At 78.4% G+C, this 23,585-nt stretch carries 16 protein-coding genes; 2 read left to right on the forward strand and 14 right to left on the reverse strand.

Annotation, left to right across the window (positions count from 1 at the left end; all coding sequences use genetic code 11):
- Nucleotides 1-12: 12 nt before the first annotated feature.
- The 3 genes from MUK52_RS29020 to MUK52_RS29030 are packed head-to-tail and all read right to left on the reverse strand — an operon-like array spanning nt 13 to nt 9,617.
- Nucleotides 13-1,779, reverse strand: a complete 1,767-nt coding sequence (locus MUK52_RS29020; RefSeq protein ID WP_284581371.1) for an acyl-CoA dehydrogenase family protein — start codon at nt 1,777-1,779, stop codon at nt 13-15.
- Entirely contained in the window at nt 1,776-7,805 is a 6,030-nt protein-coding gene (locus MUK52_RS29025) for a type I polyketide synthase (RefSeq protein ID WP_284581373.1), read from the reverse strand. The genes MUK52_RS29020 and MUK52_RS29025 overlap by 4 nt, the downstream gene beginning before the upstream one ends.
- Nucleotides 7,806-9,617: a methyltransferase gene (locus MUK52_RS29030; RefSeq protein ID WP_284581375.1), complete on the reverse strand. Its 1,812-nt coding sequence runs from the start codon at nt 9,615-9,617 to the stop codon at nt 7,806-7,808. It abuts the gene before it with no gap.
- Between the two features lie 171 nt (nt 9,618-9,788).
- On the opposite strand from MUK52_RS29030, the gene MUK52_RS29035 reads away from it, so the two are divergent.
- Both MUK52_RS29035 and MUK52_RS29040 read left to right on the forward strand, forming a co-directional pair.
- Complete coding sequence (locus tag MUK52_RS29035) at nt 9,789-10,400, forward strand: hypothetical protein (protein ID WP_114056195.1); 612 nt, start codon at nt 9,789-9,791, stop codon at nt 10,398-10,400.
- A 78-nt stretch (nt 10,401-10,478) separates the two neighbouring features.
- Entirely contained in the window at nt 10,479-11,504 is a 1,026-nt protein-coding gene (locus MUK52_RS29040) for a GNAT family N-acetyltransferase (RefSeq protein ID WP_284581378.1), read from the forward strand.
- 22 nt (nt 11,505-11,526) lie between these two features.
- Here the strand turns inward: MUK52_RS29040 and MUK52_RS29045 are convergent, their stop codons facing one another.
- The 11 genes from MUK52_RS29045 to MUK52_RS29095 all read right to left on the reverse strand — a co-directional run bounded on the left by MUK52_RS29045 (nt 11,527) and on the right by MUK52_RS29095 (nt 23,568).
- Complete coding sequence (locus tag MUK52_RS29045) at nt 11,527-13,059, reverse strand: discoidin domain-containing protein (protein WP_284581380.1); 1,533 nt, start codon at nt 13,057-13,059, stop codon at nt 11,527-11,529.
- A gap of 32 nt (nt 13,060-13,091) precedes the next feature.
- Entirely contained in the window at nt 13,092-13,709 is a 618-nt protein-coding gene (locus MUK52_RS29050) for a phage tail protein (protein WP_246042596.1), read from the reverse strand.
- Nucleotides 13,706-15,655 carry a putative baseplate assembly protein gene (locus MUK52_RS29055; RefSeq protein ID WP_284581383.1) on the reverse strand — a complete coding sequence of 650 codons (1,950 nt, stop codon included), beginning with the start codon at nt 15,653-15,655 and terminating at the stop codon, nt 13,706-13,708. Before MUK52_RS29055 ends, MUK52_RS29050 begins: the two co-directional genes overlap by 4 nt.
- Nucleotides 15,655-16,080 carry a GPW/gp25 family protein gene (locus tag MUK52_RS29060; protein WP_284581385.1) on the reverse strand — a complete coding sequence of 142 codons (426 nt, stop codon included), beginning with the start codon at nt 16,078-16,080 and terminating at the stop codon, nt 15,655-15,657. The genes MUK52_RS29055 and MUK52_RS29060 overlap by 1 nt, the downstream gene beginning before the upstream one ends.
- A 58-nt stretch (nt 16,081-16,138) precedes the next feature.
- Complete coding sequence (locus tag MUK52_RS29065; RefSeq protein WP_284581387.1) at nt 16,139-18,013, reverse strand: VgrG-related protein; 1,875 nt, start codon at nt 18,011-18,013, stop codon at nt 16,139-16,141.
- On the reverse strand, nt 18,010-18,735 hold the full coding sequence (locus tag MUK52_RS29070) for a CIS tube protein (protein WP_114056189.1): 726 nt from the start codon (nt 18,733-18,735) through the stop codon (nt 18,010-18,012). Before MUK52_RS29070 ends, MUK52_RS29065 begins: the two co-directional genes overlap by 4 nt.
- A 1-nt stretch (nt 18,736) precedes the next feature.
- On the reverse strand, nt 18,737-19,177 hold the full coding sequence (locus MUK52_RS29075; protein WP_114056188.1) for a phage tail protein: 441 nt from the start codon (nt 19,175-19,177) through the stop codon (nt 18,737-18,739).
- Between the two features lie 74 nt (nt 19,178-19,251).
- Nucleotides 19,252-19,428, reverse strand: coding sequence for a hypothetical protein (locus MUK52_RS29080; RefSeq protein ID WP_284581389.1), 177 nt, complete (start codon nt 19,426-19,428; stop codon nt 19,252-19,254).
- Between the two features lie 3,086 nt (nt 19,429-22,514).
- Nucleotides 22,515-22,667: a hypothetical protein gene (locus tag MUK52_RS29085; protein WP_174250415.1), complete on the reverse strand. Its 153-nt coding sequence runs from the start codon at nt 22,665-22,667 to the stop codon at nt 22,515-22,517.
- A complete protein-coding gene (locus MUK52_RS29090) occupies nt 22,664-23,125 on the reverse strand; it encodes a hypothetical protein (RefSeq protein ID WP_114056187.1) in 462 nt (153 codons plus the stop codon). The genes MUK52_RS29085 and MUK52_RS29090 overlap by 4 nt, the downstream gene beginning before the upstream one ends.
- Nucleotides 23,125-23,568: a phage tail protein gene (locus tag MUK52_RS29095; RefSeq protein ID WP_114056186.1), complete on the reverse strand. Its 444-nt coding sequence runs from the start codon at nt 23,566-23,568 to the stop codon at nt 23,125-23,127. Before MUK52_RS29095 ends, MUK52_RS29090 begins: the two co-directional genes overlap by 1 nt.
- Between the last annotated feature and the right edge of the window lie 17 nt (nt 23,569-23,585).

Genomic DNA, 23,585 nt, shown 5'->3' on the forward strand with positions numbered 1-23,585 from the left:
GTGGCGCGGACCTCACGACGTCAGGTCGCGTACGTAGTCCCGGCCGCCCAGCGGGCCCCGCACCACCGCGGCCGGCACCTCCATCAGCCCCGTCACCGACTCCGCGTGCGGCAGCAGCCGGCGGCACGCCGCGGTGAGGTCCGCGTCCAGCGCCTCCGCGGCCGCACCGGACAGCAGGCCCCGGGCCGCGTACCAGTCGGCGTGCGGCAGCACCGCCTCCACCGCCAGCAGGCGGAACAGGTCCGGCAGGACCGCCTGTTCCCCCTCCCCGCCGGAGGGGCCGGGCCGCCGCCAGCGGGCGGCCACCGCCTCCACCGTCACACGGGCCTGGTGCGCGTGCGCGAACTCCTCGGCCAGGCCGGTCCGTTCGTGCCAGGCCGCGGACGGGTCCCGCCCGTCGGCTGCCGCCGCGGCCAGCGCGGACGTCAGGCGGGCGTACAGGGCGCGCTCCCGGGCCGCCAGCAGCAGCGGCCAGTCCGGTTCCGCGGCGGCCGCCGCGCCGGACGCCCCCGCCGCCGCGGGCGCGCCGGCCGGAGGAGGCGTGTAGTCGTCGCCGGTGGCCATCCGCCACGCGGCGTCCAGCAGGATCAACTGGTTGTCCCCGCCGGCCGCGTGGAAGGCCGCGGTCAGCGCCTGGTAGTCGACCAGCCGGTTCTCCGAGAAGAAGCCCGCAGCCCCGCACGCAGCCCGGCAGCGGGCCACGGCCTCGTCCGCCAGCCCGTCCACCGCCGCCTTCGCCAGCGCCAGGCGGCCCATCGTCCGCGGCGGCAGACCGGCTCCGCGGCCGCCGCCCGGAGCCGTCCGCCACGCCGTGTCCGTGAGCCCGCGCGCGAACTCCGTGGCCGCCAGCGCCCGGGCGGCCGCCCCGAACAGCAGCCGCTGCTGGTTGGGGCGCGTCAGCGCCGCCGCCCCCACACCCCACCGGTCCACGGTGTTCCGGCGGCCCGCGTGCGGCAGGGCGATCGCGACGGCCGCGCGGGCCGCCGCGGCCAGTCCGGCCGTCACCGCACCCCAGGCGAAGCGCGCCCAGCCGACGCTGCGCGCCGTCCGCAGCCGCGGGTCGCCGAGCGGGTCGTGGAACTCGCCCGATGCGGAGACCGAGGCCCCGTCGGCGAGCCACCTGCGGTAGGGGACCCGTACGCCGTCGAACCGGACGGCCGCGTAGTCCAGCGGCAGCAGCGACGTCCGGGGCCGCGGCGTCACGGTCACACCCGAGGCGCCGTCCCCGTCGTGCAGGGGCACCAGGAACAGGCACGTGCCGCGGTCGACGCCGGACACGAGCAGCCGGGCGCCGACCACCGCCAGCCGGGGCAGTCCGGGCATCCCCACGTTCGGCGGGTACTTGGCCGCGGCCGCGTCCGGCGTCGTCAGGACGAACTCGCGGGCCACCGGGTCGTACACGGCCTCGGTCCGCACGGCGGCGCTGCTGTTGCCGGTGCCGACCTCCGTCATCAGCGCCGCCCCGACGGCCCGCCCGGAGGCGAGCGCCGCGACGTCCTCGGGGTCCGCGCCGAAGTCGAGCGCCGCCCCGGTCGCCATGCACTGGTGCAGGAACAGCACGTGGAAGGCGGCCGGGTCGGCCATGGCTGTCAACTCCAGCAGGTCGCGCAGGCGCTGCCGGTCCGCCGGACCGCCGGCGAGGAGCGGCCCGGCCGAGCCGGTCCGGGCGCCCAGGTGGGCCACCCGCCGGTACGTCGTCGTCCACGGCTGCGCCGGATCGGCGGCCCGGTCGTCGAAGACCGGGTCCTCGAACAGCTTGGGCAGGTCGGGGTCGGTCACGGGGCCGTCTCCTCGTCGGCTCGGCTGTGCTGCAGGACGTCCCGGCCACGGGCGGCGGAAGGGGCGCCTCCGGCCGGCAGCGGGCGGACGGGGGAGGCCGGTCCGGCAGCGCTGCGGAGGCCGGAGAGCCAGGACTCGACGGCCGCGGCGACCTCCCCGGCGTGGGCCTCCATCATGGTGAAGTGGTCCCCGGCCACCTCGGCCGCGGTGTGCGGGTGCCGCCACCGGGCCGGCGGTCCGATCGGCTCGCGGGCCCGTACGAGCAGCACCGGCGCGCCGAGCGGTCCCGGCCGCCAGCCGCGCAGGATGCGCAGGCAGCCACCGGTCGCGGTGAGCCGGTGGGTGCCGATGGGGCCGGTGTCCCCCGCCTCCCTGCGCCGCCGCTCCGCGACGCCCAGCACGAGCGACAGCTCCTCGGGCGGCACCGCGCCCTCGTACCAGGGCGTGTCGAGCAGGACGATCCCGGCCGCCGGGCTGCCCTCCCGGGCGAGGCGCGCGGCGACGGCCCAGGCGGTCCACCCGCCCGACGAGTGCCCGCACAGCAGCACCGGCCCCCCGCCCGTACGCCGCCCCAGCGCCGCGACGTGCGCCTCGACCAGGGCCGCCAGGTCCGCGGGCAGCGCCTCGCCCGGCCCGAACCCGGGCTGCGACAGCGCCAGTACGGTGCGGCGGCCCGCGAACGCGGCGGCGAGCCGGGCGTATTCGTGCGGCCCGCCCGTCGGGACCAGCGACGGCAGGCACACCAGGGCGGGCCCGCCGGGGCCGCCGGCCAGCCGTACGGGGTCCTGCGCCCGGTCGGCGGCCTCCGCCGCCGTGAACGTCGGCCGCAGCAGCGAGGCCGCCGACAGGACGTCCGCGGCGACCGCCCCGCGGCCCGCCGCACTGGCCTGCCGGAACAGTGCGGACAGCCCGTCGGGCAGGGCCGCCGCTGCCGTCTCCGCCGTCGGCCCCGCAGGCCCGGCGGGCGCCCGGTCGCCGTCCCGGTCCGGGGCGCGGTGCGCCTCCGGCGCCGCGGGGGCACCGTCCTGCGGCCGGGAGTGCTCCAGGCGCTCGCCCAGGTGGGCGGCCAGGGCGCGGGCCGTCGGATGGTCGAAGACCACGGTCGACGGCAGAGACAGCTCCAGCGCCCGCGCCAGCCGCCCGCGCAGCTCCACCGCGGCCAGCGAACCGGCACCGAGTTCCAGGAACGGGCGGTCGGGGTCCACGGCGTCCGCGCCGCCGTGCCCCAGCACGGCCGCCGCCGACTCCCGTACGAGGGCCAGCAGCTCGGCGGCGCTGCGGGGCCCGCCCGCCGCGCCCGCGGCGCCGTCCGGCAGCCCTGCGCCCGGCGCGGCCGCCCGTCCGGCCGCCGCGCCGGACGGGCCGCGGGCGGCCAGCCAGTACCGGCGGCGCTGGAACGGGTACGTCGGCAGCGCCTCGACCGGCCCCGGCCGGCGGCCGCCGCACACCGCGGCCCAGTCCACCGCCGCGCCGTGGGCGTACACCTCGGCCGCCGACAGCAGGAACCGGCCGAGCCCGCCGTCGCCGCGCCGCAGGCTGCCCGCGGCGAGCACCTCGGCGCCCGCCCGCTCGGCCGTCCCCTGCACCGCGTACGTGAGCACGGGGTGCGGGCTGACCTCCACGAACGTACGGAACCCCGACTCCAGCAGGGACCCGACGGCCGGGGCGAACGCGACCGGGTTGCGCAGGTTCCGGTACCAGTAGCCGGCGGTGAGCTCCGGCCCGGTGATCCGGCCGCCGCCCGCCGTCGACCAGAACGGCGTCGACACCGGCCGCGGCGCGAGACCGGCCAGCGCCTCGGCCAGCTCCGCCCGGAGCGGCTCCACGGCCGCGCAGTGCGAGGCGTAGTCCACCGCGACGCGCCGCCCCCGCACCCCCTCCGCCGCGAGCTCGGCCAGCAGGGCCTCCACGGCGGCGGGCGCCCCGGCGACGACCGAGGCATCCGGAGCGTTCTCCGCGGCGACCGCCAGCGGCGGCCCGGACCGGCCCGCCAGGCGGGCCGCGAGCTCCGGCGCCGGCAGCGACACGGCGGCCATCGCCCCGGGAGGAAGCCGGAGCACCGCCCGCGCCCGGAGGGCGACGATCCGGGCCGCGTCCTCCAGGGTCAGCGCCCCGGCGGCGTACGCGGCGGCGATCTCGCCCTGCGAGTGCCCGACCACCGCGTCCGGCTCGACGCCGAACGACCGCCACAGCGCCGCCAGCGCCACCATCATCGTGAACAGCGCGGTCTGCGCCACGTCGGCGCGGTCCGCGGGCGGCGTGCCGGCCTCGCCGCGCAGCACGGCCGCCACCGACCAGTCCAGGTGAGGCGCGAACGCGGCGTCGCAGGCCCCCACGGCCTCCGCGAAGACGGGGGACTCGCTCAGCAGCGCGGCCCCCATCGCCTCCCACTGGGCGCCCTGCCCGGGGAAGACGAACACCGTCCGGCCGGCTCCGGCCGCGGGCGCCGTACCGGTGACGACGCGCGGGTTCTCCCGGCCGGCGGCCAGGTCCGCCAGCCCGGCGCGGAGCGCGTCCGCGTCCTCGCCCACCACGACGGCGCGCCGCGGGAACACGCGGTCGCCGGGGGCCCGGTGCACGACCAGCGCCCGGGCCACGTCCGCGGGTGCGGCGCCGGCCGCCGACCGTGCGAGGCGCGCCGCGAGTTCCCGCAGCCCGGGCCGGTCCTTCGCCGCCAGCACCCACGGCACGGCCGCGGCCGGCTCCGGCCCGGCAGGCCCACCGGCGGCGCGGGGCTCCTCCTCGGCCGGGGGCGGGTCCTGGACGACGACGTGGGCGTTGGTCCCGCTGATGCCGAACGCGGAGACGCCCGCGGCCCGGCGGCCCCCGTCCGCGCGGGGCGGCCACGGCCTGGGCGCGTCGAGCAGCCGCACCCCGCCCGCCGCCCAGCCGACGTGCGGCGTCGGCTCGCCGGCGTGCAGCGAGCGGGGCATCTCGCCGTGCCGCAGCGCCAGCACCGCCTTGATCACCCCGGCCACGCCCGCCGCGGCCTGCGTGTGCCCGATGTTCGACTTGAGCGAGCCCAGCCACACCGGCCGCCCGGGGGCGCGGCCCCGCCCGTACGAGGCCAGCAGCGCCTCCGCTTCGATCCGGTCGCCCAGCGGGGTGCCGGTGCCGTGCGCCTCGACCAGGTCGACGTCGCCCGGGTCCAGGCCGGCGTCGGCGAGCGCGAGGCGGACGACCTCCCGCTGGGCCGGGCCGCTCGGCGCGGTCAGCCCGTTGCTGGCGCCGTCCTGGTTGACCGCCGAGCCGGACAGCACGGCCAGGACCGGCCGCCCGGCCCGGCGCGCCGCCGACAGCCGCTCCAGGACGAGGACGCCCGCGCCCTCCGACCAGCCGGCCCCGTCCGCCGCGGCGGAGAACGCCCGGCAGCGGCCGTCCGGGGAGAGGGCGCCCTGCCGGCTGAAGTCCACGAACGACGCCGGCGTCGACATCACGGTCGCCCCGCCGGCCAGGGCCACCGTGCACTCGCCGCGCAGCAGCGCCTGCCGGGCCAGGTGCAGGGCCACCAGGGAGGAGGAGCAGGCGGTGTCCATTGTGAGCGCGGGGCCCGTCAGCCCGAGGGTGTAGGCGATCCGGCCCGCGGCCACACTGGAGGCGTTGCCGGTGAGCAGCAGGCCGTCGTGCAGTTCGGGCGCCTCGTCCAGGCGCGGCGCGTAGTCGGAGGACATCAGGCCGACGAAGACGCCGGCCGCGGTGCCGCGCAGCGCGGCCGGGGCGATCCCGGCCCGCTCCAGCGCCTCCCAGGCCGTCTCCAGGAGCAGCCGCTGCTGCGGGTCCATGGCCCGGGCCTCGCGGGGGGAGAGCCCGAAGAAGGCGGCGTCGAAGTCGGCCGCGCCGTCCAGGAAGCCGCCGTGGCGGACGTACGAGGTGCCCGCGCGGCCGCGGTCGGGGTGGTGGACGCGTTCGAGGTCCCAGCCGCGGTCGGCGGGGAACGGGCCCACCGTCTCGCCGCCCTCGGCGAGCAGCCGCCACAGGTCCTCGGGGGAGGCGATGCCGCCGGGGAAGCGGCAGCCGATGCCGACCACCGCGACCGGGTCGTCGTCGTCCCCGCCCCGGCCGGCGGTGCGGGCAGGGGACGCGGGGCGCGCCGTGTCCGCGGCCGCGCCTGTCGGCCCGTCGGCGGTGCCCGCGGCGAGGGCCACCAGGTGCCTTGCGAGCTGCTCCGGCGTCGGGTGGTCGAACACGGCCGTCGTCGACAGGGCCAGCCCGGTGCGCGCCGCCAGCCCGGAGGCCAGCCGCACCGCGCCGAGCGAGTCCAGTCCGGCCGAGCGGAAGCTCCCGCCGCCGTCGGCGGCGCCCAGGGCGGCTCCGCCGACCCCGGCCGCCTGCTCCCGTACGAGCGCCAGCGCCGCGTCCAGCGCCTCGCGCTCCGGCAGGGCGGCGGCCTGCTGCGCCCAGGCGGCCACGGTCTTGCGCGCGGGCAGCGCCAGCAGGTCCGCGAGCCGCCCGCGGGCGACCTTCCGGGTCGGGGTGACCGGCACCTCCGCCACCGTCACCAGCTCCAGCGGCCACTTGTAGGCGGCCACCCCCTTGGCCGCGAGGTGCGCCCGTACGTCCTCCAGCGTGAGCCGGGCCCCGGTCCGCAACTGGGCCAGCAGCACCGGGTACTCGCCGAGCCGGTCGTCGGGCCGCGCGGCGACCGCCGCGTTGGCGAGCTGCGGCAGGTCGGCGAGGAGCGCCTCCACCTCGGAGGCGGTGAACTTCAGCCCGCCCACGTTGATCCGCTCCGCCTGCCGGCCGCGGTAGCCGACCGTGCCGTCCTCGTGCAGGCACGCCAGGTCGCCGGTGCGCAGCCAGCCGTCCGGGGTCATCGCCTCCGCGGTCGCCTCCGGGTCGGCGAGGTAGCCGCGGAACAGGGACGGGCCGTGGAACTCCAGCTCGCCCGTCTCGCCGACCGGGCAGGGGCGGCCGTCCTCGCCGACCACCCGCACCCGGCCCTCGCCGACGGGCCGGCCGATGCTGCGGGCGGCGACCCCGACCGGGTCGTCGGGCGCGGTGCTCAGGCCGGCACCGACCTCGGACATGCCCCACTGCACGACGGTCGCCGCGCCGAGGGCGCTGCGCACGCCCGCCACCAGCGACGCGGGCACGGCCGCGCCGCCGGTGCGGACCTCGCGGAGCCGCGCGACCGGGTCGGGCGACTCGACCAGGTCGCGGAGTTGGGCGGGCACGGCGAACAGGACGCTCGCCCGGCTCGCCGCCGCCAGCTGCCGGAACGCTTTGGTGTCCCAGCGGGGCAGCACCGCCTGCCGGGCCGCGGCGACGAGGGAGAGGTGCACGGAGAACAGCCCGAAGAGGTGGGTGAAGGGGCTGCCGCTGAGCAGGGTGTCCCCGGCGGTGGTGCCGCCCTCGCGGGCGGCGGCCACCGCGTTGCCGAGGAGCCCGCCGTGCGTGTGGATGCAGATCTTCGGGCGGGCGGAGGTGGTGCCCGACGAGGGCATCAGGACCAGCGGCGAGTCGGCCGTCACCGGCACGGGCTGCGGGGCGAGCCCGCGCCGCGCCCGTACGAGCGCCCCGTACGAACCCGGGGCATCGGGGAGGTCGGCGGCCGGGGCGGCCTCCCCGCCCGGCCCCACCGGGATGACGAACTCCAGCGCGGGCAGTTCCGATCGCGACGGCGGCTCCGCGGCCGCAGGCAGCAGCAGGGCCCGCGCCTCGGCCCGCTCCAGCAGCGAGCCCGTCTCACGGGTGCCGAGCGTGCTGTGCAGCGGCAGCAGCACCGCCCCGACGGCGGCGACCGCGACGTGCGCCACCAGGAACTCCCAGGAGTTCGGCAGCTGCGCCGCCACCACGTCGCCGGGGCGCACCCCGAGGTCCTGCAGCGCCCGCCCGAAGGCGTCGGCGTCCGCACGCCACGCCTGCCAGGACCGGGCGCCGCCCGCGTCCACCACGGCGGCCCGCTCGCCGCCGGCCGCGACGGCGGCGGCGAACACCTCGGGCAGGGTCGGCCGGGGCGTCGTCCAGGCGCCGCCGGGGCCCGCCGGCTCGGGGGCGGTCAGGTAGTCGTGCACGTGGACGGCCATCTACGCGAGCTCCGAACGGGAGGGGACGGGGAAGGCGGGGGCGGCGGCGCCCTTGCGGCGGGCCCGCAGCAGGGAGCCGTCGAGCGGCAGCGGCGCGGTCTCCACGAGGTCGAACCCGGCCTCGGCGAGCAGGCGCCGGTAGTGCTCCAGGGTCCTCTCGCGGCCGCCGACGTTGCACAGCATGTGCAGGTTCCAGGCGACGGCGAGGGAGTTCTGGCCGTCCGGCGGCAGGAGCCTCTCGACGACGAGGAGTTCGGCCTCCTCGGGCATCGCCTCGGCGCAGCGCCGCAGGATGTCGGCGCAGCCGCGGTCGTCCCAGTCGTGCAGGACCCGGGAGAGCACGTACACGTCGCCGCCGCCGGGTACGGCCTCGGTGAAGTCGCCGACCCGGAACGTGCAGCGGTCGGCGACGCCCGCCTCGCGGAGCCGGCCGCGGGCCGCGGCGACCACGTGCTCCCGCTCCAGCAGGACGCCCCGCAGCCGCGGAGCGGCGGCAAGGATCTGCTTCATCAGCTCGCCGTTGCCGCCTGCCACGTCGACGACGACGTCCACGCCGGGCCGGTCCACGACCGCCGGGATCGGGCCGAACATCAGCGAACTGGCCTGCATGGACTGGTCGAAGGCGGTGTCCCACGGCGGGTGCTCGGCGAAGTAGGGGAAGTGGTGGGCGCCGAAGTGGTGCGCGAAGGCGTCGCCGCCGGTGCGCACCGCGTACAGCAGCTGCCCGAACGACTCGTAGAACGGGCCGCCGTACATCAGCGCCAGCGGCCGCATCGAGTGCGGCGCGTCGGCGCGGAGCAGCTCGCCGAGGCCGGTCGGCGCGTACGTGTCGGCGCCCGGCCCGTACGGTCCCGCGAGCAGCCCGAGCGTGGCGAGGTAGCGCAGGAGCCGGTCGAGGCCGTCCGGGTCGGCTCCGACGCGGGCCGCGAGGTCGGCGACGGCGGCGGGGCCGCCCGCGTCGGGGGACAGTGCGTCGAAGACCCCCAACTCGGCTGCCACGGCGATGGCCTGGGTCCGCCAGGCGCCCGTCATCAGCTCCAGCAGCGTCCTGCCCGGCTCGTCCCGCTCGACCAGGCGGTGGGCTGCCAGCGCGGACGTGCGGTGGCCCGGCATCAGCAGCTCCAGCCGCGCGTACGGCGTGCCGGCGGGGGCGGCGGAGCGGAAGTACAGCACCGTGACGTCCTCGTGCGGGTTGTAGCCGCCGCCGTCGGGCCGCATCCCGGCCCGCTCCACCAGCAGGAACCGCAGGCCCGCGAAGACGACCTCGTCGGCGGCGGTGACACGGAACGCGACGTGCGCCTCGTTGCGCTCCGCGCGCTCGCGCCGCACCAGGTGCCGGAGGCAGGCGCCGGTGTCCGCGCCGAACCGGCCCGGCGAGCCGGGGCCCGGGCCGGGGCCGGCGGTCGGCGGCACGGGCAGGGAGAACACCTCGACCTCGCCGAGCCCGCCGTCCTCGGTGGGAACGGCGGCCCGCACGATGGACACTTCCAGCGCGTCCGGGCGGATGCCGTAGCGGGCGCGCAGCCGGTCCCGTACGACGGTGCTGGGTGTCGGCGGGCCGGAGGCCGCCAGTCCCATCCCGGCCAGGGCACCCGCCAACTGGCCGGGAGCGGTGGGGAAGACGAGGACGGCGGCGTGCGCGGGCACGCACCAGGCGGCGAGGGACTCCCGCTCGGCCTCGCCGAGGGCGGGCGCCAGCGTGCGGAGCATCCGGGAGACCGTGCCCGAGGTGCGGACGAGCTCCGCGGCGCTCCCGAGCGCCGCCAGGTCCGCCTCGGCCAAGGCCGTGGGACCGGTCTGCTGTCGGATCATCCGTCGCCCCCTCGTCCGGGCGCGCCGCCGTGGAGCGCCGAGGCCAGAACCTACGGCCGGCCGGCGGATCCGCCGCAGGATGGGCGGCGGAGTTGTCAGGTCGGCAGGCGGAAGCCCGCCGGAGGCAACCGGCGGCCCGGCGGCGGCGTCCTCCCGGGAGGGGTGGTCGTGATGGCGGAGGAACGGCGCGGCGGCTCCGCTCGGCGGTGGGCGGGCGTCGCCACCTGCGCGGCCGGGCCCGCCGCCCTGTACGGGTGGGCCCACTGGTGCTTCTCGGCGGAAGCCGCCCCCTCCGGGGCGCCCGCCCTCGCGGGCGGAGCCGTCCTCGCGGCCGCCGTCGCCGTCGCCCACCTGGTCCTGGTCGGCGGGGCCCGCGGCGTCTTCGGCAGCCTGCTCCTGGCCCTGGCCATGCTGGCCGCGGTGACCGCCGCCGACCGGGCGGCGGCCCGCCCCGAGACGGCCGTCTGCACCGTCCGGGCCGTCGACTCGACGCAGCAGGACTCCTTCGGGGACGGCGCCCCGCCGCCCAGGACCCTCCACCGGCTGACCCTCGACTGCCCCGGCGGCTACCCCGACGTCCTGGAGGACGACAGGATCGCCGCGCCCGCAGGAGAGGAGGTCCGCGTGGCCTACGACCCGCGGCGCCGGGTCGCCCCCGAAGTGGAGGGCATGGCAACGCCGCTGGTGCCGGGCCTGTGGTCGGTGCTGTTGCTCGCGCTCGCCGTGCTGATCGCCGCGAGCCGCCGCGCCGCCGGCGGTACCGGCGGCCCGGCCGGCGTCTGACCCGGCGCCTGCCCCCGCAGGCGCACCGCAGCCAGGCGGGTGGCACAGTGTGCCCGACCACCGTGTGAGGGGAGCCTGATGACCGAGCAGCCCGACCGTACGCCGACGCCCGCGCCGACCCCGCCCGCCTACCCCGTCCGCACCGGGCGGCTCGCGCTGCGGCCGGTCCGCGCCGACGACCTGGACGCCGTCCACGCCTACCGCTCCCTGCCCGAGATAGCCCGACACCTGCCGCACGAGCCGCACACCCGCGAGGAGACGCGGAAGACCCTGGAGCGGCTGGCGGCAGGCCAGGCGCTCGCGGCCCCCGGGGACTGGCTCGGCCTCGCGGTCGAGACCGCGCAGGGCCGCGTCGTCGGCGAGGTGCTCCTCCGGCGCGACGACCGGGCGCCGCTGACCGGCGAGATCGGCTTCGTCTTCCACCCCGGGGTCCACGGCACGGGCATCGCGACGGAAGCCGTCACGGCCGCCCTCGGCCTGGCCTTCGACACCTTCGGCTGGCACCGCGTCACCGGCGTGTGCACGGTCCGCAACACCGCCTCCGCCGCGCTGATGCGGCGCGTCGGCATGCGGCTGGAGGGCGTCGCCCGGCAGGACGCCCACCGCAAGGGAGCCTGGCAGGACCGCCTCCACTTCGCGCTGCTCGCCGCCGAACACCGCCGCCCGCGCCCGCGGTCCGCCGACGAACAGGCCGTCGACGCAGCCGTCGCCGCCTTTTACGCCGCGTTCACCCGCCGCGGCGGTGGGCCCGTCACGCTCGACGGCGTGCGCGCCGTCCTCGCGCCGGGAGCCGTGATCGAGAGGGTCAACCCGGACGGCTCCGTCGACCGGATGGACACGGAATCCTTCATCGCCCCCCGCGAAGCCCTGCTGAACGGACCGGACCTGACCGACTTCACCGAGGCGGAGGCCGGTGCGACGACCCTCGTCGCGGGCGGCACCGCCATCCGCACCGGCGAGTACGCCAAGTGGGGAGTCCGCGCCGGCACCGCCTTCTCCGGCTGGGGCCGCAAGACGTTCCGGCTGGCCAGGGCGGACGACGGCGACTGGCTCGTCGAGTCCTTCTGCTGGACCGACGAACCGGAGGCCGCGGCCGCGCACTGAGCGCACCGCCGCCCGCCCGGCCTCACGTCCGGGACCGGCCCAAGAACTCGACCTCCGCGACCGCGACCTGGCGGTCCGCGCCGGCGCCGTACGCCGACCGCAGCACGATGCGCACCGACACGGCGTCCCGGCGGCGCACCTCGACCCGCTGCACCCCGCCGTCGTCCAGCGTCTTGTGCACCGTCTTCGTCCGGCCCGCGGAGTCGGTGACGACCAGGTCGATCTCCTGCGGCCGCGCCTGGCCGGCGGCCTGGCCCGGCCGCTTGGAGGCGCCCGGCGTGACCAGCACGGCCAGCAGGTCCACCGGCTGGGCGAAGTCGGCCTGGAGGTACTGGCCGTTGGAGTCGCCCGCGTACCCGGTGCCCCACCAGGTGTTGGAGTAGCTGTCGAAGGCCAGCTCCGGCCCGTGGCCCGCACCGGAGTGCGAGGCGCTCCAGCCGGTAGGGCGGACGGCGACCCGCTTCGCGAAGTGGTCCTGCACGGCGCGCACCGCGGGCGGGCCGCCGATCACGCCGCCGACGAGCAGCAGGGCGAGTCCCGTCACGACCAGGACCCGGACGGTCCAGCGCCGCCGGCCCCGGTCGAGCCGTGGCCGCTGCCCCGCGAACGGCCCTTCTCCTGGCTCGCGCTGAGCATCTTTCAGGGAGCCGGCGCAGCAGCGGCAGAACGTGCGCACGGGCGGGTTGGGGGTGCCGCAGGCCGGGCACGGCGGGCCCTGCGGGGCCGGGTCGGCCGGCTGCGGGGCCCGCATCCTCGGCCGGGCCGCCTCCGGCAGCCCCGGAAGCACCGTGCCGGGGGCGTCGCCGGATTCCGGGGCGGCCTCGGCTGCAGGGACGGGGACCAGCAGGGCCCGCGCGGCGTCCGCGGAGGCCGCCGCCCCGGGGCCGGACCGTGCGCCGGGCCGCCCGGGGGCCGGGGGCGCGGCCGGTGCAGACGGCGACGGCGTTGTAGGCGGCGACGGCGGTGCGGGCGGTGCGGGGGAGGGCTCGGGGTCTGCCGTGCGACCGGCGGGGCCGCCGCCCGCCGGGTCCGCAACGCCGCCGTCCGAGGCGGGTTCCGGGTCCCGGCCGTCCCGGGTGCGGGGGTGCGGCTCGCGGTGCGGCCCGGCAGCGTGCTCCGGCGCGTGCTCCGGCGCGCGGTCCGGCGGCCCGTGGACGTCCCGGTCGGCATCCCGCGCGCCCTCCGCCCCGCCGCCGGCGTCCGTCCGCGGAGCCGGCCGCCGTTTCCCGGCCTCCCCGCCCGCACGGCCCGGCGCGCCGCCGCCCTCCGTGCCGGAGCCGGCCCCGGCGTCCGGCTCCCGGTCCCCGGCCGGGACCGGCGGCGCCTGCCGGGCCGTGCCGCCCGCCTCCGGCGGCACCGCGGGCAGCGGCAGCGTCTCCGCTTCGGCCGGGTCCCCGGCGGTGCCACGGGGAGCGGCCCCGGGCGCCCCGCCGCCGCGGGGGGTGCCCGCGGCGTCCCAGCGCAGGAAGGCGCCGCAGGAGTCGCAGAACGACTGGCCGCTCGTACGCGTCGGTGCCGCGCACTCGGGGCAGGGGGAGGTCCCGGTCTCGGGCATGGTCTCGGCGGTTCCTTTCCGCAGCATACGGGTCAGACAGCAGGGGGCGCAGAGGGCGGCGGGCCGGGCGCGGCCGCCACCTCCACGGTGAACGGCAGGTGCGCGGGCCGGGCCGCGGCCACCACCGCGTGCAGCCGGTGCACGTCGGCCGGCCCGGGCTCCGGCAGGGCCAGGCGGACGTGCAGGGCCGCCCGGGGCGAGCCCGGGAACGGGCCGAGCGGCTTCGCGGACCAGGCGGCCCCGCCGCTCTCGGTGATCCGCGGCCACACCCCGAACGACTGCCGCACCGCCTGCGCAAGGCCGCGCCGGGTTCCCCGCAGCCGGTGCAGGGCGGCGGCCGCGGCGACCGCCGCACGGCGCGCCTCCAGCGGCTCGGTGCCGGAGAGTTCGGCCCCGACCCAGTCGGCGAGCCAGTCGACGAAGTCCGCGGGGGCGAGCGCCGGGTCGAAGTACGCCTCCAGACAGTCCAGGACGTTGAACACCGGGGCGAGCATGGCGTCCAGCCCGGTCACGAACCGCTGGGCCAGGTCGTCGTCCGCGTACACGGCCGGCAGCGCCTCGCCCAGCGGGCGCGGTGACGCAAGGCCCTCCACCGCGCCCCGGGCCGACGGCGCCCGCCCGGCACCGTCCGCGGCCGCGGCGCCGCTCACCGGGCCTCGATGACGCGGACCCGGTGGTCGAACGGGAAGAGCAGCGCCGACGGCCCCAGGTCGACCCGGTCCGTCGCGTCACCGCGCCGCCCCGTCAGCGGGTCCGCGGGATGCAGCAGGACCTCGTCGACCAGCTCCACGCCCGGTACCCGCTGCAGCGCCGCGAACACCTCGCCGGAGCGCAGCGAACGGCCGAACGGCCAGCCCCGGCCGAGGGCGCCGCCGGCCAGCGGGTCGAGGTAGGCGTACAGCGCGTCCAGCGCCTCCTCGCGGACCCGGTCGGCGACAGCGGCCCGGTAGCAGTGCACCGTCGCCACCACCGTCACGCCCTGGTAGAACGGCGGCCCGACGGCCAGCCGGGTGCCCAGCGGCCGCCGCTCGTCTAGGAACGCGGAGATCCGCGCCAGCAGCTCCTCCCCCGGCACCAGCTGCTCGAAGCGCAGCCGCCCGCCCCGGTCGGTCACCGCCTGCGGGACGACGAGGACCCGGACCGCGTTCTCCCCGTCCGCCGGGTCCGACCCGGCGGCCAGGCACTGGATGCGGGCCGCCTCCGGCGCGGCCCGCCGGGTCAGCTCCTCGTAGTCCCGTGCCGTCACCGCCCGCTCCTGGGCGCGCAGCGCGATCGGCGCCCGCACCCGCGCCTCCGCCACCGTCTCCCCGTCCACCCCGCCGCGGGCCGCCTCCCGGTTCTCCACGCGGGCGATGTACGGGACGGAGCTGCGCAGCACCTGGATCGCCCCGCGGGCCACGTTCCCCGCGCGGCCGCCGCCCACCGCGTACCGGGCCGCGCGCAGGGCCGCCCCCTTCGCGGGGACCGCACCGAACTGCCGCAGCGAGCCGTCGGGTTCGCGTACAGCCGGGCCGAAGGCGATCTCGCCGGTCGTCGCGTCGAGGGTGAAGTGCCGGTCCGCGGGCCCGGACGCCGCGAAGTCGGGCACGCAGCGCCACGCCTGCCAGCCCTCCCCGTCGGACACCTCCACCACTGCGTCGCCGACGACCGGCACCTGCGCCAGCCGCACCCGCTGCCCCGGTACGCCCTCGGCCTCCCCGAGCGGCTCGCCACGCACCACTTCCGCGTGTGTGGCGCCGACCGTCCCGCCGATGGTGAACGCGGCCGCGTCCCGTACCGTCGGCGACGACGTGTAGAACGGCTGCCCCGGCAGGGCCGCCGTCACCCGGCACCGCACCCAGCCCGCCTCCAGACCGCCCAGCCGCGACACCCGGTGCCCGGCCGGGACGTGCAGCACCACCTCGCCCGGCCGGTTCAGGCCGCCCGTCGAATCCGACGACACCTCGCAGCGCGCCCAGCCGTCCGGGGTCCACGCCTCCCACACCAGCGGCGGCTGCCGCGGGTCCACGCCGACGCCGTCGACCCTGCTGTCCACGCGCAGCACCGCCGCGCAGGCCGGCACGGCCGCCGACAGGCCGAACAGCAGCAGGTCGCCCGGCTGCGGGGCGGCCGCGAACACCGGCACGTCGGCGCCGGCCGCCACCTCGTCCGTGCGGTCGGCGGGCGCCTCGCCCGCACCCTGGGTGAGCAGCCGCGCCAGCTCGCACGGGACCAGGGCCAGGTCCTGGTCCGTGGCGAACACCACCGCCTCGTCGGTCTCCGTACGGCCCGTCGCCACCTCCGTCCCGGCCGGCAGCACCACCGGCTCCGGCTGCGGCGCGGCCAGCCAGAACGTCACCGGGGCGCGGGCCGCGGACGGCGGGAACAGCGTCATGCCGAGCAGGTCGAGGAAGGCCAGGTGGTTCTTCTCCGGGACCCGGTTCAGCCGGTAGACGAGCTGGTCGGCCATGTGCGCGACCGCCTCGACGAGGGTGACCCCCGGGTCGGAGACGTTGTGGTCGCTCCACTCGGGGCACCGCTGCTGGATGAACCGCTTGGCGTCGTCCACGAACTGCTGGAAGCGCCGGTCGTCGAGCCGGGGGGCGGGCAGGGCCATCAGTGTCGTTCGCTTTCGTCGGTCTCGGGGCCCTCGGGCGGGATCACGTAGAAGGGGAAGACGAGACTGCGCGGGTTGCTGGTGCCGCGCAGGGCGTACCGGACGTCGATGTGCAGCACCGCCGGGTCGTCGGGGGCGGGGGCCACCGTCACGTCGTGGACCTCGATGCGCGGCTCCCAGCGGTCCAGGGCGGCGCGCACCTCGTGCCGGATGCGGCCGGCCGTCGCGTCGTTGGACGGGGCGAAGGCCAGGTCGTGCACCGCGCACCCGAACTCCGGCCGCATCGGGCGCTCTCCGGGCGCGGTCGCCAGGACGAGCCGCATGGCCTCCTCGACCTCGCGGTCGCGGCGGGCCAGTGCGATCGCGCCGCCCGGGTCGATCCGCAGCGGGAACGCCCACCCGGCGCCGACGAAGTGCTCGCTCACGTTGTCCGTCCTCACGGTCCGAAAATCGGGGGAAGGGGTGGCCGAAGGGGGCGCGGCCTCAGAAGGGCACGCCGTTGCGGGTCGTCACGCCCGTGAGGGCGACCGTCGCCGCGGTGATCCCGACGTTGCCGAGCGCCTGGATCCCGACCCGGCCGGGCGTCTGCACGTCCACCCCGACCCGGGCCCGCACGTCGACGCCGCGCCCCGACTCCAGCACCAGTCCCGTCCCGCCGCTGAGCTTCAGCTCGCCCGTCGCGGACAGCGCCAGGTCGCCGCCCGACTCCACCGCCACCCCGCGGGCGCCCCGGATCGTGACCGTGCCGTCGCTCGTGACCGTCAGCTCCGTCCGGGCCTCGTCCAACCGCACCGTCACCGCACCGTCGCCCGTGCTCAGCCGGATGCCGCTGCCGGATCGGGCCGCGCCCGAGCGTTCCAGCAGCTCCACCGTGTGCCCGCTGCGGGCCGTCAGGGAACGCCAGTTGACCTTCCCGCCGGTCGGGTCGACCACGGCGATGCCGTCGGGTTCGGGCGTCGCCCGGTCCACCCCGTTGTACAGGCCGGCCAGGACGTACGGGTGTTCCAGGGAGCCGCGGTCGAAGGCGCACAGCACCTCGTCGTTGACGTCGGGCAGCAGCAGCCCGCCCCCGCCCGTACCGCCGAACTGGGCGACCCGGCACCAGCCGCTCTCGTACGTGTCCGACAGCCAGGGGAAGCGCAGCCGCACCCGGCCCAGGCCCAGCGGGTCCTTCACGTTCGTCACCAGCGCCACCGCCACCCCCGGCAGCGCGGCCGCCGCCCCGCCGGACCCCCCGTCGCCGCCGCCCGCGCCGCCCGAGGCGAGCCCGTACAGGGACCGGAACTGCCGCCCCGACACGGTCAGCCAGGTGACGTACGGGCGGCCCGACGCGAACACGTGCCGGACACCGGTCGCCGTGTACTTCCCCTCGAACGGGAACCCGGCACCCTTCACCGCGACCGGCCGCCCCGGCAGCAGCCCCGGATTGCCGGTCACCGCCACCTCCAGCTCCGCGAACGAGCCCGCCACGTCGTCCGCGAGGGCCCGCGCCGCGTGCGCCACCTCCGACGCGGCCGTGTACGGGGTGCGCGTCGCGTCCAGCTCGGCCCGCCCGAACGGCGCGGCGAGCTGCTCCGCCGACAGGTCGGCCAGCACGTCCGGGCTGCTCCCGGCGGGCGCCGGCGCTGCCAGCGGCCGCTTCGCGAGCATGTCCCAGCCGCGGACCGTCACCCGGTCCACCTGCCCGGCGGACGTCAGCGCGACACGGCTCTGCAGGACGTTGTGCCCCCACTCCAGGACGTACGGGCTCTGCAGCGCCGGCGTGGTCTCCGCCGGCGCACCCGATGCGGGGCGCAGCGCCGCGAACTCCAGCCGGCCGTCCGGGTCGAAGGACAGCCGGACGTCGTTCTCCGCCGCGAGGCGCGACAGGTAGTCCCAGTCCGTGATGTTGGGCTGCGTCGCCAGCTCGTACACGGTCGGGGTGGCGTCGACCCGCCCGAGGGCCAGCCCGCACTGTGCGGCGATCCGGCGCACGATGTCCGACGCCGTCATCTGCGGGTAGCCGGCGACCCGCCGGTTGCGCAGCAGCCGGTGCCCCGGGTCGTAGCCGCGGAGCACCAGCCGGCGGCCTGCACCCGGCTCGGTGTCGACCTCGACGGCCGTGACCTCGCCGGTGATCAGCGGCGTGCCGCGGACACCGTCGGCGAACGGGCTGATCACCGCCTTCGAGCCGACCGCCAGCTGCGGGTACAGCTGTGTGAGGGAGCTGTCGCCGTCGGTGAAGACGAGCTGGAAGGCGGAGGGGACGTTCACGCTTGCGTCGACCCAGCCCTCCGTGAGGAGCGCGGCGAGCGGGTCGGGCAGCACCGCACCGCCCAACCGGACGTGCAGGAGGGTGGTGTACGTGTTCTCGCTCATGCGGTGCGCTCCGATCCGGCGGGCAGCAGCAGTTCGGTGCCGGGCCTCAGCCGCATCGGGTCGTCGACGCCGTTGGCCTCGGCGATCACCCGCCAGGCGGTCGGGTCGCCGTACTCGCGCCACGCCACCGACGCCAGGGTGTCCCCGGCGACGGTGCGGTGGACGCGGCGGGCGGACAGCGCACCCGAGGTCGGGTTCTGGCGCTTCACCGCCTGCGGGATCTCGGTGAGCGACAGCGAGCACGTCGCCCGCAGAGGGGTCCCGTTCGGGCTGAACAGCGTGTAGGTGGCGCTGGCCTGCGTCACGCACGCCGTGAACTGGACGGTGCTGAAGGAACCCCACGAGAACGTCACCCACGGCGGGGACGGCGCCTGCGAGGCGGCGCTCTGCTCCGTCACCTCGCAGCACGACAGCAGCAGCTCGACCTGCCTGCGGACCGTGTCCGCGCCGGGCGTGCCGGAGGCGTCCAGGAACAGGTCGACGCGCAGCTGCGCCGGCTCGACCCCGGTGAACTTCGGCGGCGCGCCCCGGGTGTAGGCGACCGCCGGCTCCGTACGCCAGTGCGCGGAGCGGGACAGCTGGAGCTGGCGCGGGTTGAAGTGGAAGTCGGCCTGGCCGATCAGCCCGCCCGGGCTGCCGCCGAGGCGGGCGGGCGGCTGGCGGACGGCGAGCGAGGCCCGGGCCAGCCCGGCGGCGGCCCGGCCGCCGGTGGGCGCCGCCACCTCAGACACCCCCCGCGTCGGTGAAACCGTGGTGGGCGATCTCCAGCGTCTCCGTCGCGACGGCCGGGCGCGACGCGTCGAGCGTCGGCCCCGTCCAGCTGACGGGGAGCACCTCGACCAGACCCCACTGGGCGACGACCGAGCCGTCGGCGCGCAGGGCGGCGATCTGCGCGGTGGGGCGGGTGATGCCGGTGGAGATGGAGGAGATCCAGGCGGCGACGCGGGCCGTCTCCGCGGTGAGGGGGCGGGTGAGGCGGATGGTGGGGAAGACGACGCGGGTGGGCAGCTGCCAGACGAAGCCGTTGTTGCCGCCCTCTTGGTGCTGCTCGATCTCGACCTGGGAGGACAGCCCGTCGCAGCCGTTGAACAGGCCGAGGTTCAGGCCGTCGATGGTGAGTCTGAAGAAGACCGTGGATCCGGCGTCGGGGGGCGTGGGCGGCATGGGGGCTCTCTGTCTGCTGTCGGGCGGGCGGGCGGATGGGTGGGCGGGCGGTCGGGGCCGGCGGCGGCCTGGGGTCAGCGGTCGCGGAGGCGGCCCAACCGTTCGCGGTCACCGCGGAGTTCGGCGCGCAGCAGCCGGGAGATCGGGGCGACCAGGTGGCGAGCGAGCGCATCGAGCTCCACCTGCGGCGCGGCCGCCGGACCGGCCGGCGGTGCGGCAGCCGCGGGCGGGGCGGGCGGGGCCGTGGCCACGGGAGCCGGGCCGCGGGCTGGGGCTGGGCCGGAGGCCGGAGCCGGGCCCGGCGGTGGTCCGGCCGGCACCGCCCGCTGTACGGGGGGCGGCGCGGATCGGGGTGCAGCGGCGGCCGCCGGTGGGGTGGCGGAAGCCGCCGGACCGGGTGCGGGCGCGGCCCGCCGCGCGCACCGCGCGGGCCGAGGACGCCACCGGCACCGCGGGCGCCCCGTCCGGCGTTGCGGCGGGCCGCCGCAGCACCGCGGGCCCGGCCCCGCCGGGCACCACGGCCCGCCCCCCGATGCCCGGCCCGGCCGGAACGAGGGGCCGCCCGGACGCCAGCGGCAGCGGCGTGGCGGCGACGGCCGCTCGCGGCCCGGCCACCCGCACGGAGGGCAACGGCGCGGGCGGTGCGCTCGGTACGCCGACGGCCCCGGACACACCGGCGGGCGGGAGAGCGGAACCGGCCGCGGTGGCCGGTGCGGCGGTCGAGGCCGAGGCAGGAGCCGCGCCGGACGCCGCCGCGCGCGCTGCCGGAGGTGTCGCGGGAGGCGTTGCGGAGGGGCTGATCGGCGCGCCGATCAGCGGCCGCCGCACACCGTCCGCTGCGGCACGCTGCACACGCCTGACGACCGGGCGGCGGCCCCCCGTACCCGCCACGGGGGACATGGCGGGTACGGGGGAGACGGTGCCTCCCCGAGCGGGAGGAACGGCCGCGCCGGAGACGTGGCCTGGGGAGGCGGAGCCCGCCGCGGCGGGAGGTTCGGCCCCGACGGGCCACACCGTCCGCGACGGCACCGCAGGCCGCGGTGCGGACAGCAGCCCTCCGCGCCCCGTGCCGGCCTCGCTCCGCGCGACGGGCAGGGCAGCCCCACCCCCCGCCGACACCCCGGCCCGCACGACGGGCAGGCTGCCCGCGCGCCGCCGGCCGGGCGCGCCACCCGCCGGTGCCGGAGCACCGGCCGCCGCCTCCACGGCGGTAGAGGGCGCGGCGGGACCCTGAAGCGGGGCGGTCGGCCGCGACCCGGCGCCGTCCCGGGGTACCGGAGCACCTCCGGGAGGCACCGGGGCCGCCGCGGCGTCGCTCGCGCGTCGCTGGACGGGCGCACCGGTCGCGGGGGTTGCCGGTGTCGGCGCACCGATGGCGGCTCCGGACACCGCTTCCCTGACGGTGGGCGGCGCCACGGCAGGCGGTGCCGCCGGGCTCTGGAGCGGGGCAGTCGGCCGGAATGCGGGTCCTGATGCGTCGCCCTGGGCCATGGCGGCCGGGAAGTCGGCCGCGCGCCGCTGCGTCGCAGGCAGGCCGACGGCCGGCGTCCCGGCATGCCGGCCGCCGCCCGCAGGGCCCGAGCCCGTCCGCGACCGGAGGTCCCCGTCTGCCGGTTCAGGGCGCGCGGCTGCGACGGCGCGCTGCGCGGACCCGCCTGCGGAGGCGTGAGCCGGGCCGGCTGTCGCGCCGGCGGCGGCCTGAACAGATCCGGCAGCCGGACGCACGGGCACGGCGGATCCGGGCGGGACGGCCCGCTGCACCGGCGCGACCGCCGGCCCGACGGGAGCCGCAGAGCCCAGGCCGTCCCGGGCAGCGGCCCCTGCCGCGGGGGCCGGCCCCTCCTGCGCGGTCGCGGACCGCTGCACCGGCGTGACCGCCGGGCGCAGGCTCGCGGGTTCCGCGGCCGCGGAACCCGCACGCGGTGCGGCCGACGCCCCCTCGGCGGAGGACCGTTGCGGCGCTGCGTCCGGCGCAGCCTCCGGCCGGCCGGCCGCGGGCGGACCCGGAGCCGTGGTGCCGCGCCCCGCGCCGGACGGGGCCGTGCTCGGGGCGCGCGGTGCCGCCAACTCGTCCGCGGACCCCCGGAGCGGTGCAGGCGTCGTGTAGCCGGCCGTCGGCGGCCCTCCCGGCGCGGTCGTGGCCCGCTGCAACGCCGGGTCCGGCACGGGCGCCGGGGGGCGGGCACCGGGTGCGGTCGGGGCTCCGAGGCCGGAGCCGGCGGGCGGCCTGCCGAAGGCGGCCGTGCGCGGGGCGTTCGGAGCCTTCGGCCCGCTCGTGGACTGCCGCAGCGGTACGGCCGACGCGGGCGCCGGGTCGCCGGCCGCAGGCCGGGCCGGTGCTGCGGACCCGGGGCCCGGGGCGGTGGGCGTCGTCCCGGAGGGGTTCGTGCGCGCGGAGTCCTGGGCCAACCCGTGGGCCGTGGTCCGCTGGAGGGGTACGCCCGGCGCGGGCACCGGGATGCCGGAGGCGGGCGGCACCGGTGCCACGGATCCGTGCCCCGAAGCGGCAGCGCGTGTGACCGAGGGGGTGCGCCGGGGGGCCGACACCGCCGGCCCGTCCGCGGACCGCTGGAGCGGTGCAGGCACGGTCTGCCCGACCAGGGGCCGGGCCGGTGCTGCGGGGTGGACGCCCGGGGCTTCTGTGGAGCGCTGGAGCTGGGCGGCCGTCGGGGCTGCCGGTTCGCGGCTCGGGGCGGTCTGTTCTTCCGGTGCGGGGGAGTGCTGCGGGGGTGCGGCGGCTGACGCGGCCGTGTGGCGGCCGGTCGCGGCAGCGGGTGCTGCGGAGGGGGTGGGGCGTGGGCCGGACGCCGGCGCGGCTGCCGGCGCGGCGTCCGCTGCGGACGTGCCGGGGCCGGGCGCCGCCGTCGACCGCTGCACCGGCGTGCGGGTGTGCGGGGCATCAGGGTGCGGGAGAGCCGGGGGCCGGGCAGGAACTGCGGGCCCGTGCAGCCCCGCCGGGCGGAGGACAGGCGCCGGAGGGCGTGCCGGGTCGGGGGCGGATGCGGGGGCCGGGGTGAGGGCGTCGCGGACGAGGCCCGACGGGGCCGCCGGAGACACCTCGTGGCCCAGGCCGCCCGTGAACAGCAGCGGCTGCCGGGTCGCCAGGGACGAGGCGAACTCCCGCTCGGCGGTCAGCCGCGGCGCGCCCAGCACCCGCTGGACCGGCCGCACCGCGGCCCAGCCGCCCGCGGGCGCAGCCGCCGGCACCGCCGCGCCGGCCGCCGCCGGCACCGCGTCCGCCCGGCGGCCGCGCCGGAGCCGCGTGAACAGGCCCATCCTCCTCGACTCCCTTCCCTTTCCCGTCCGTCCGTTCAGCCCGCTGCCCCGGCCCGTCCGCTCACGGCGCCGACTCCTGCACCAGATCCGCCGCCCGCCTCACGTACGCCTGCCGGTCCGGGTGCTCCAGGTCGAGGATCGAATCCAGGTCCCAGTGGAGGTGGTAGGCGAGGTACGCGGCCTCCTCCTGGAGCACGTCGGCCGCGTACGTCACGATTCCCCCAGGCGGCTCCCGGCCAGCTCGACCTCGAACGCCCCCTCGCAGTGCGGGCAGGAGACCGCGGCCCGCGTGTGGCCCTCGGCGTTGATCCGCCGGTAGAAGTCCTGGAGGAAGGCCAGGTCGGAGGCGAACATGTTCTCCACCGTCCCGTCGTGGACCACCGCCAGCGTGCCCAGCCGGGTGATCACCCTGCCGAGCAGGACCACCGACAGGTACGCCGGGTTCTCGCGGACCCGGACGTCCCGCAGCGGCAGGAGCTCGTCGCGGGCCGTCGCCAGCCGCATGGCACCGGTGCGGTGCACCGTCCCCGACTCGTCGACGTAGCCGCGCGGCAGCTCGAACTCGAACTCCGTGCGCAGCGGTTCGCGTACGCCGGCGGGGCCGCCGCCCCCGGCCGGTGCCGCCGGCGGCGGGGCGCTCTGCACCGCGAGACCCGGTCCCTGGCGCCGCATTACTCGATGACCAGCTCTTCGAAGGTGATGGTGACCTGCTCGGTGAGCGCCGAGGCGGCACCCGCCTTCACCGAGCTGACCTCCACCTTCGAGCACCACGCGTTGCGCAGGTTGTACCGGCGGACCGGGTTCTCCTGGTAGTCCATCATGATGATCGTCGCGTTCTTGCGGGCCGAGCCCATGTCGCCGGAGATCGACGACTTGATCCACTCGGTGAACGCCATGGACTGCGTCGCACCGCGGGTCACCTGGCACTGGCCGGCCTTCTGCACGCCGGGGAGCTTCTTGGTGACGGGCTTGCCGTCCGCGGAGACCTGCTGGTACTCGATGACGTCCTGCTCCATGGACAGGCTGCTGACCTCCTGGAGGAACTCGACCATCACGCCGTCGATCTGGAGGCCGAAATTGTGCGAGGTGAGCGCGTCACCGGGCTGAAGGGACATGGGGGGCTGCTCCTTGT

The organism is Streptomyces sp. 2P-4 (assembly GCF_030167965.1).
Classification (GTDB): domain Bacteria; phylum Actinomycetota; class Actinomycetes; order Streptomycetales; family Streptomycetaceae; genus Streptomyces; species Streptomyces globosus_A.

Coding starts and splice junctions, on each gene's coding strand:
- MUK52_RS29025 (WP_284581373.1), bottom strand. CDS start 7,805: ATGGCCGTCCACGTGCACGACTACCTGACCGCCCCCGAGCCGGCGGGC.
- MUK52_RS29030 (WP_284581375.1), bottom strand. CDS start 9,617: ATGATCCGACAGCAGACCGGTCCCACGGCCTTGGCCGAGGCGGACCTG.
- MUK52_RS29035 (WP_114056195.1), top strand. CDS start 9,789: ATGGCGGAGGAACGGCGCGGCGGCTCCGCTCGGCGGTGGGCGGGCGTC.
- MUK52_RS29040 (WP_284581378.1), top strand. CDS start 10,479: ATGACCGAGCAGCCCGACCGTACGCCGACGCCCGCGCCGACCCCGCCC.
- MUK52_RS29045 (WP_284581380.1), bottom strand. CDS start 13,059: ATGCCCGAGACCGGGACCTCCCCCTGCCCCGAGTGCGCGGCACCGACG.
- MUK52_RS29055 (WP_284581383.1), bottom strand. CDS start 15,655: ATGGCCCTGCCCGCCCCCCGGCTCGACGACCGGCGCTTCCAGCAGTTC.
- MUK52_RS29065 (WP_284581387.1), bottom strand. CDS start 18,013: ATGAGCGAGAACACGTACACCACCCTCCTGCACGTCCGGTTGGGCGGT.
- MUK52_RS29075 (WP_114056188.1), bottom strand. CDS start 19,177: ATGCCGCCCACGCCCCCCGACGCCGGATCCACGGTCTTCTTCAGACTC.
- MUK52_RS29090 (WP_114056187.1), bottom strand. CDS start 23,125: ATGCGGCGCCAGGGACCGGGTCTCGCGGTGCAGAGCGCCCCGCCGCCG.
- MUK52_RS29095 (WP_114056186.1), bottom strand. CDS start 23,568: ATGTCCCTTCAGCCCGGTGACGCGCTCACCTCGCACAATTTCGGCCTC.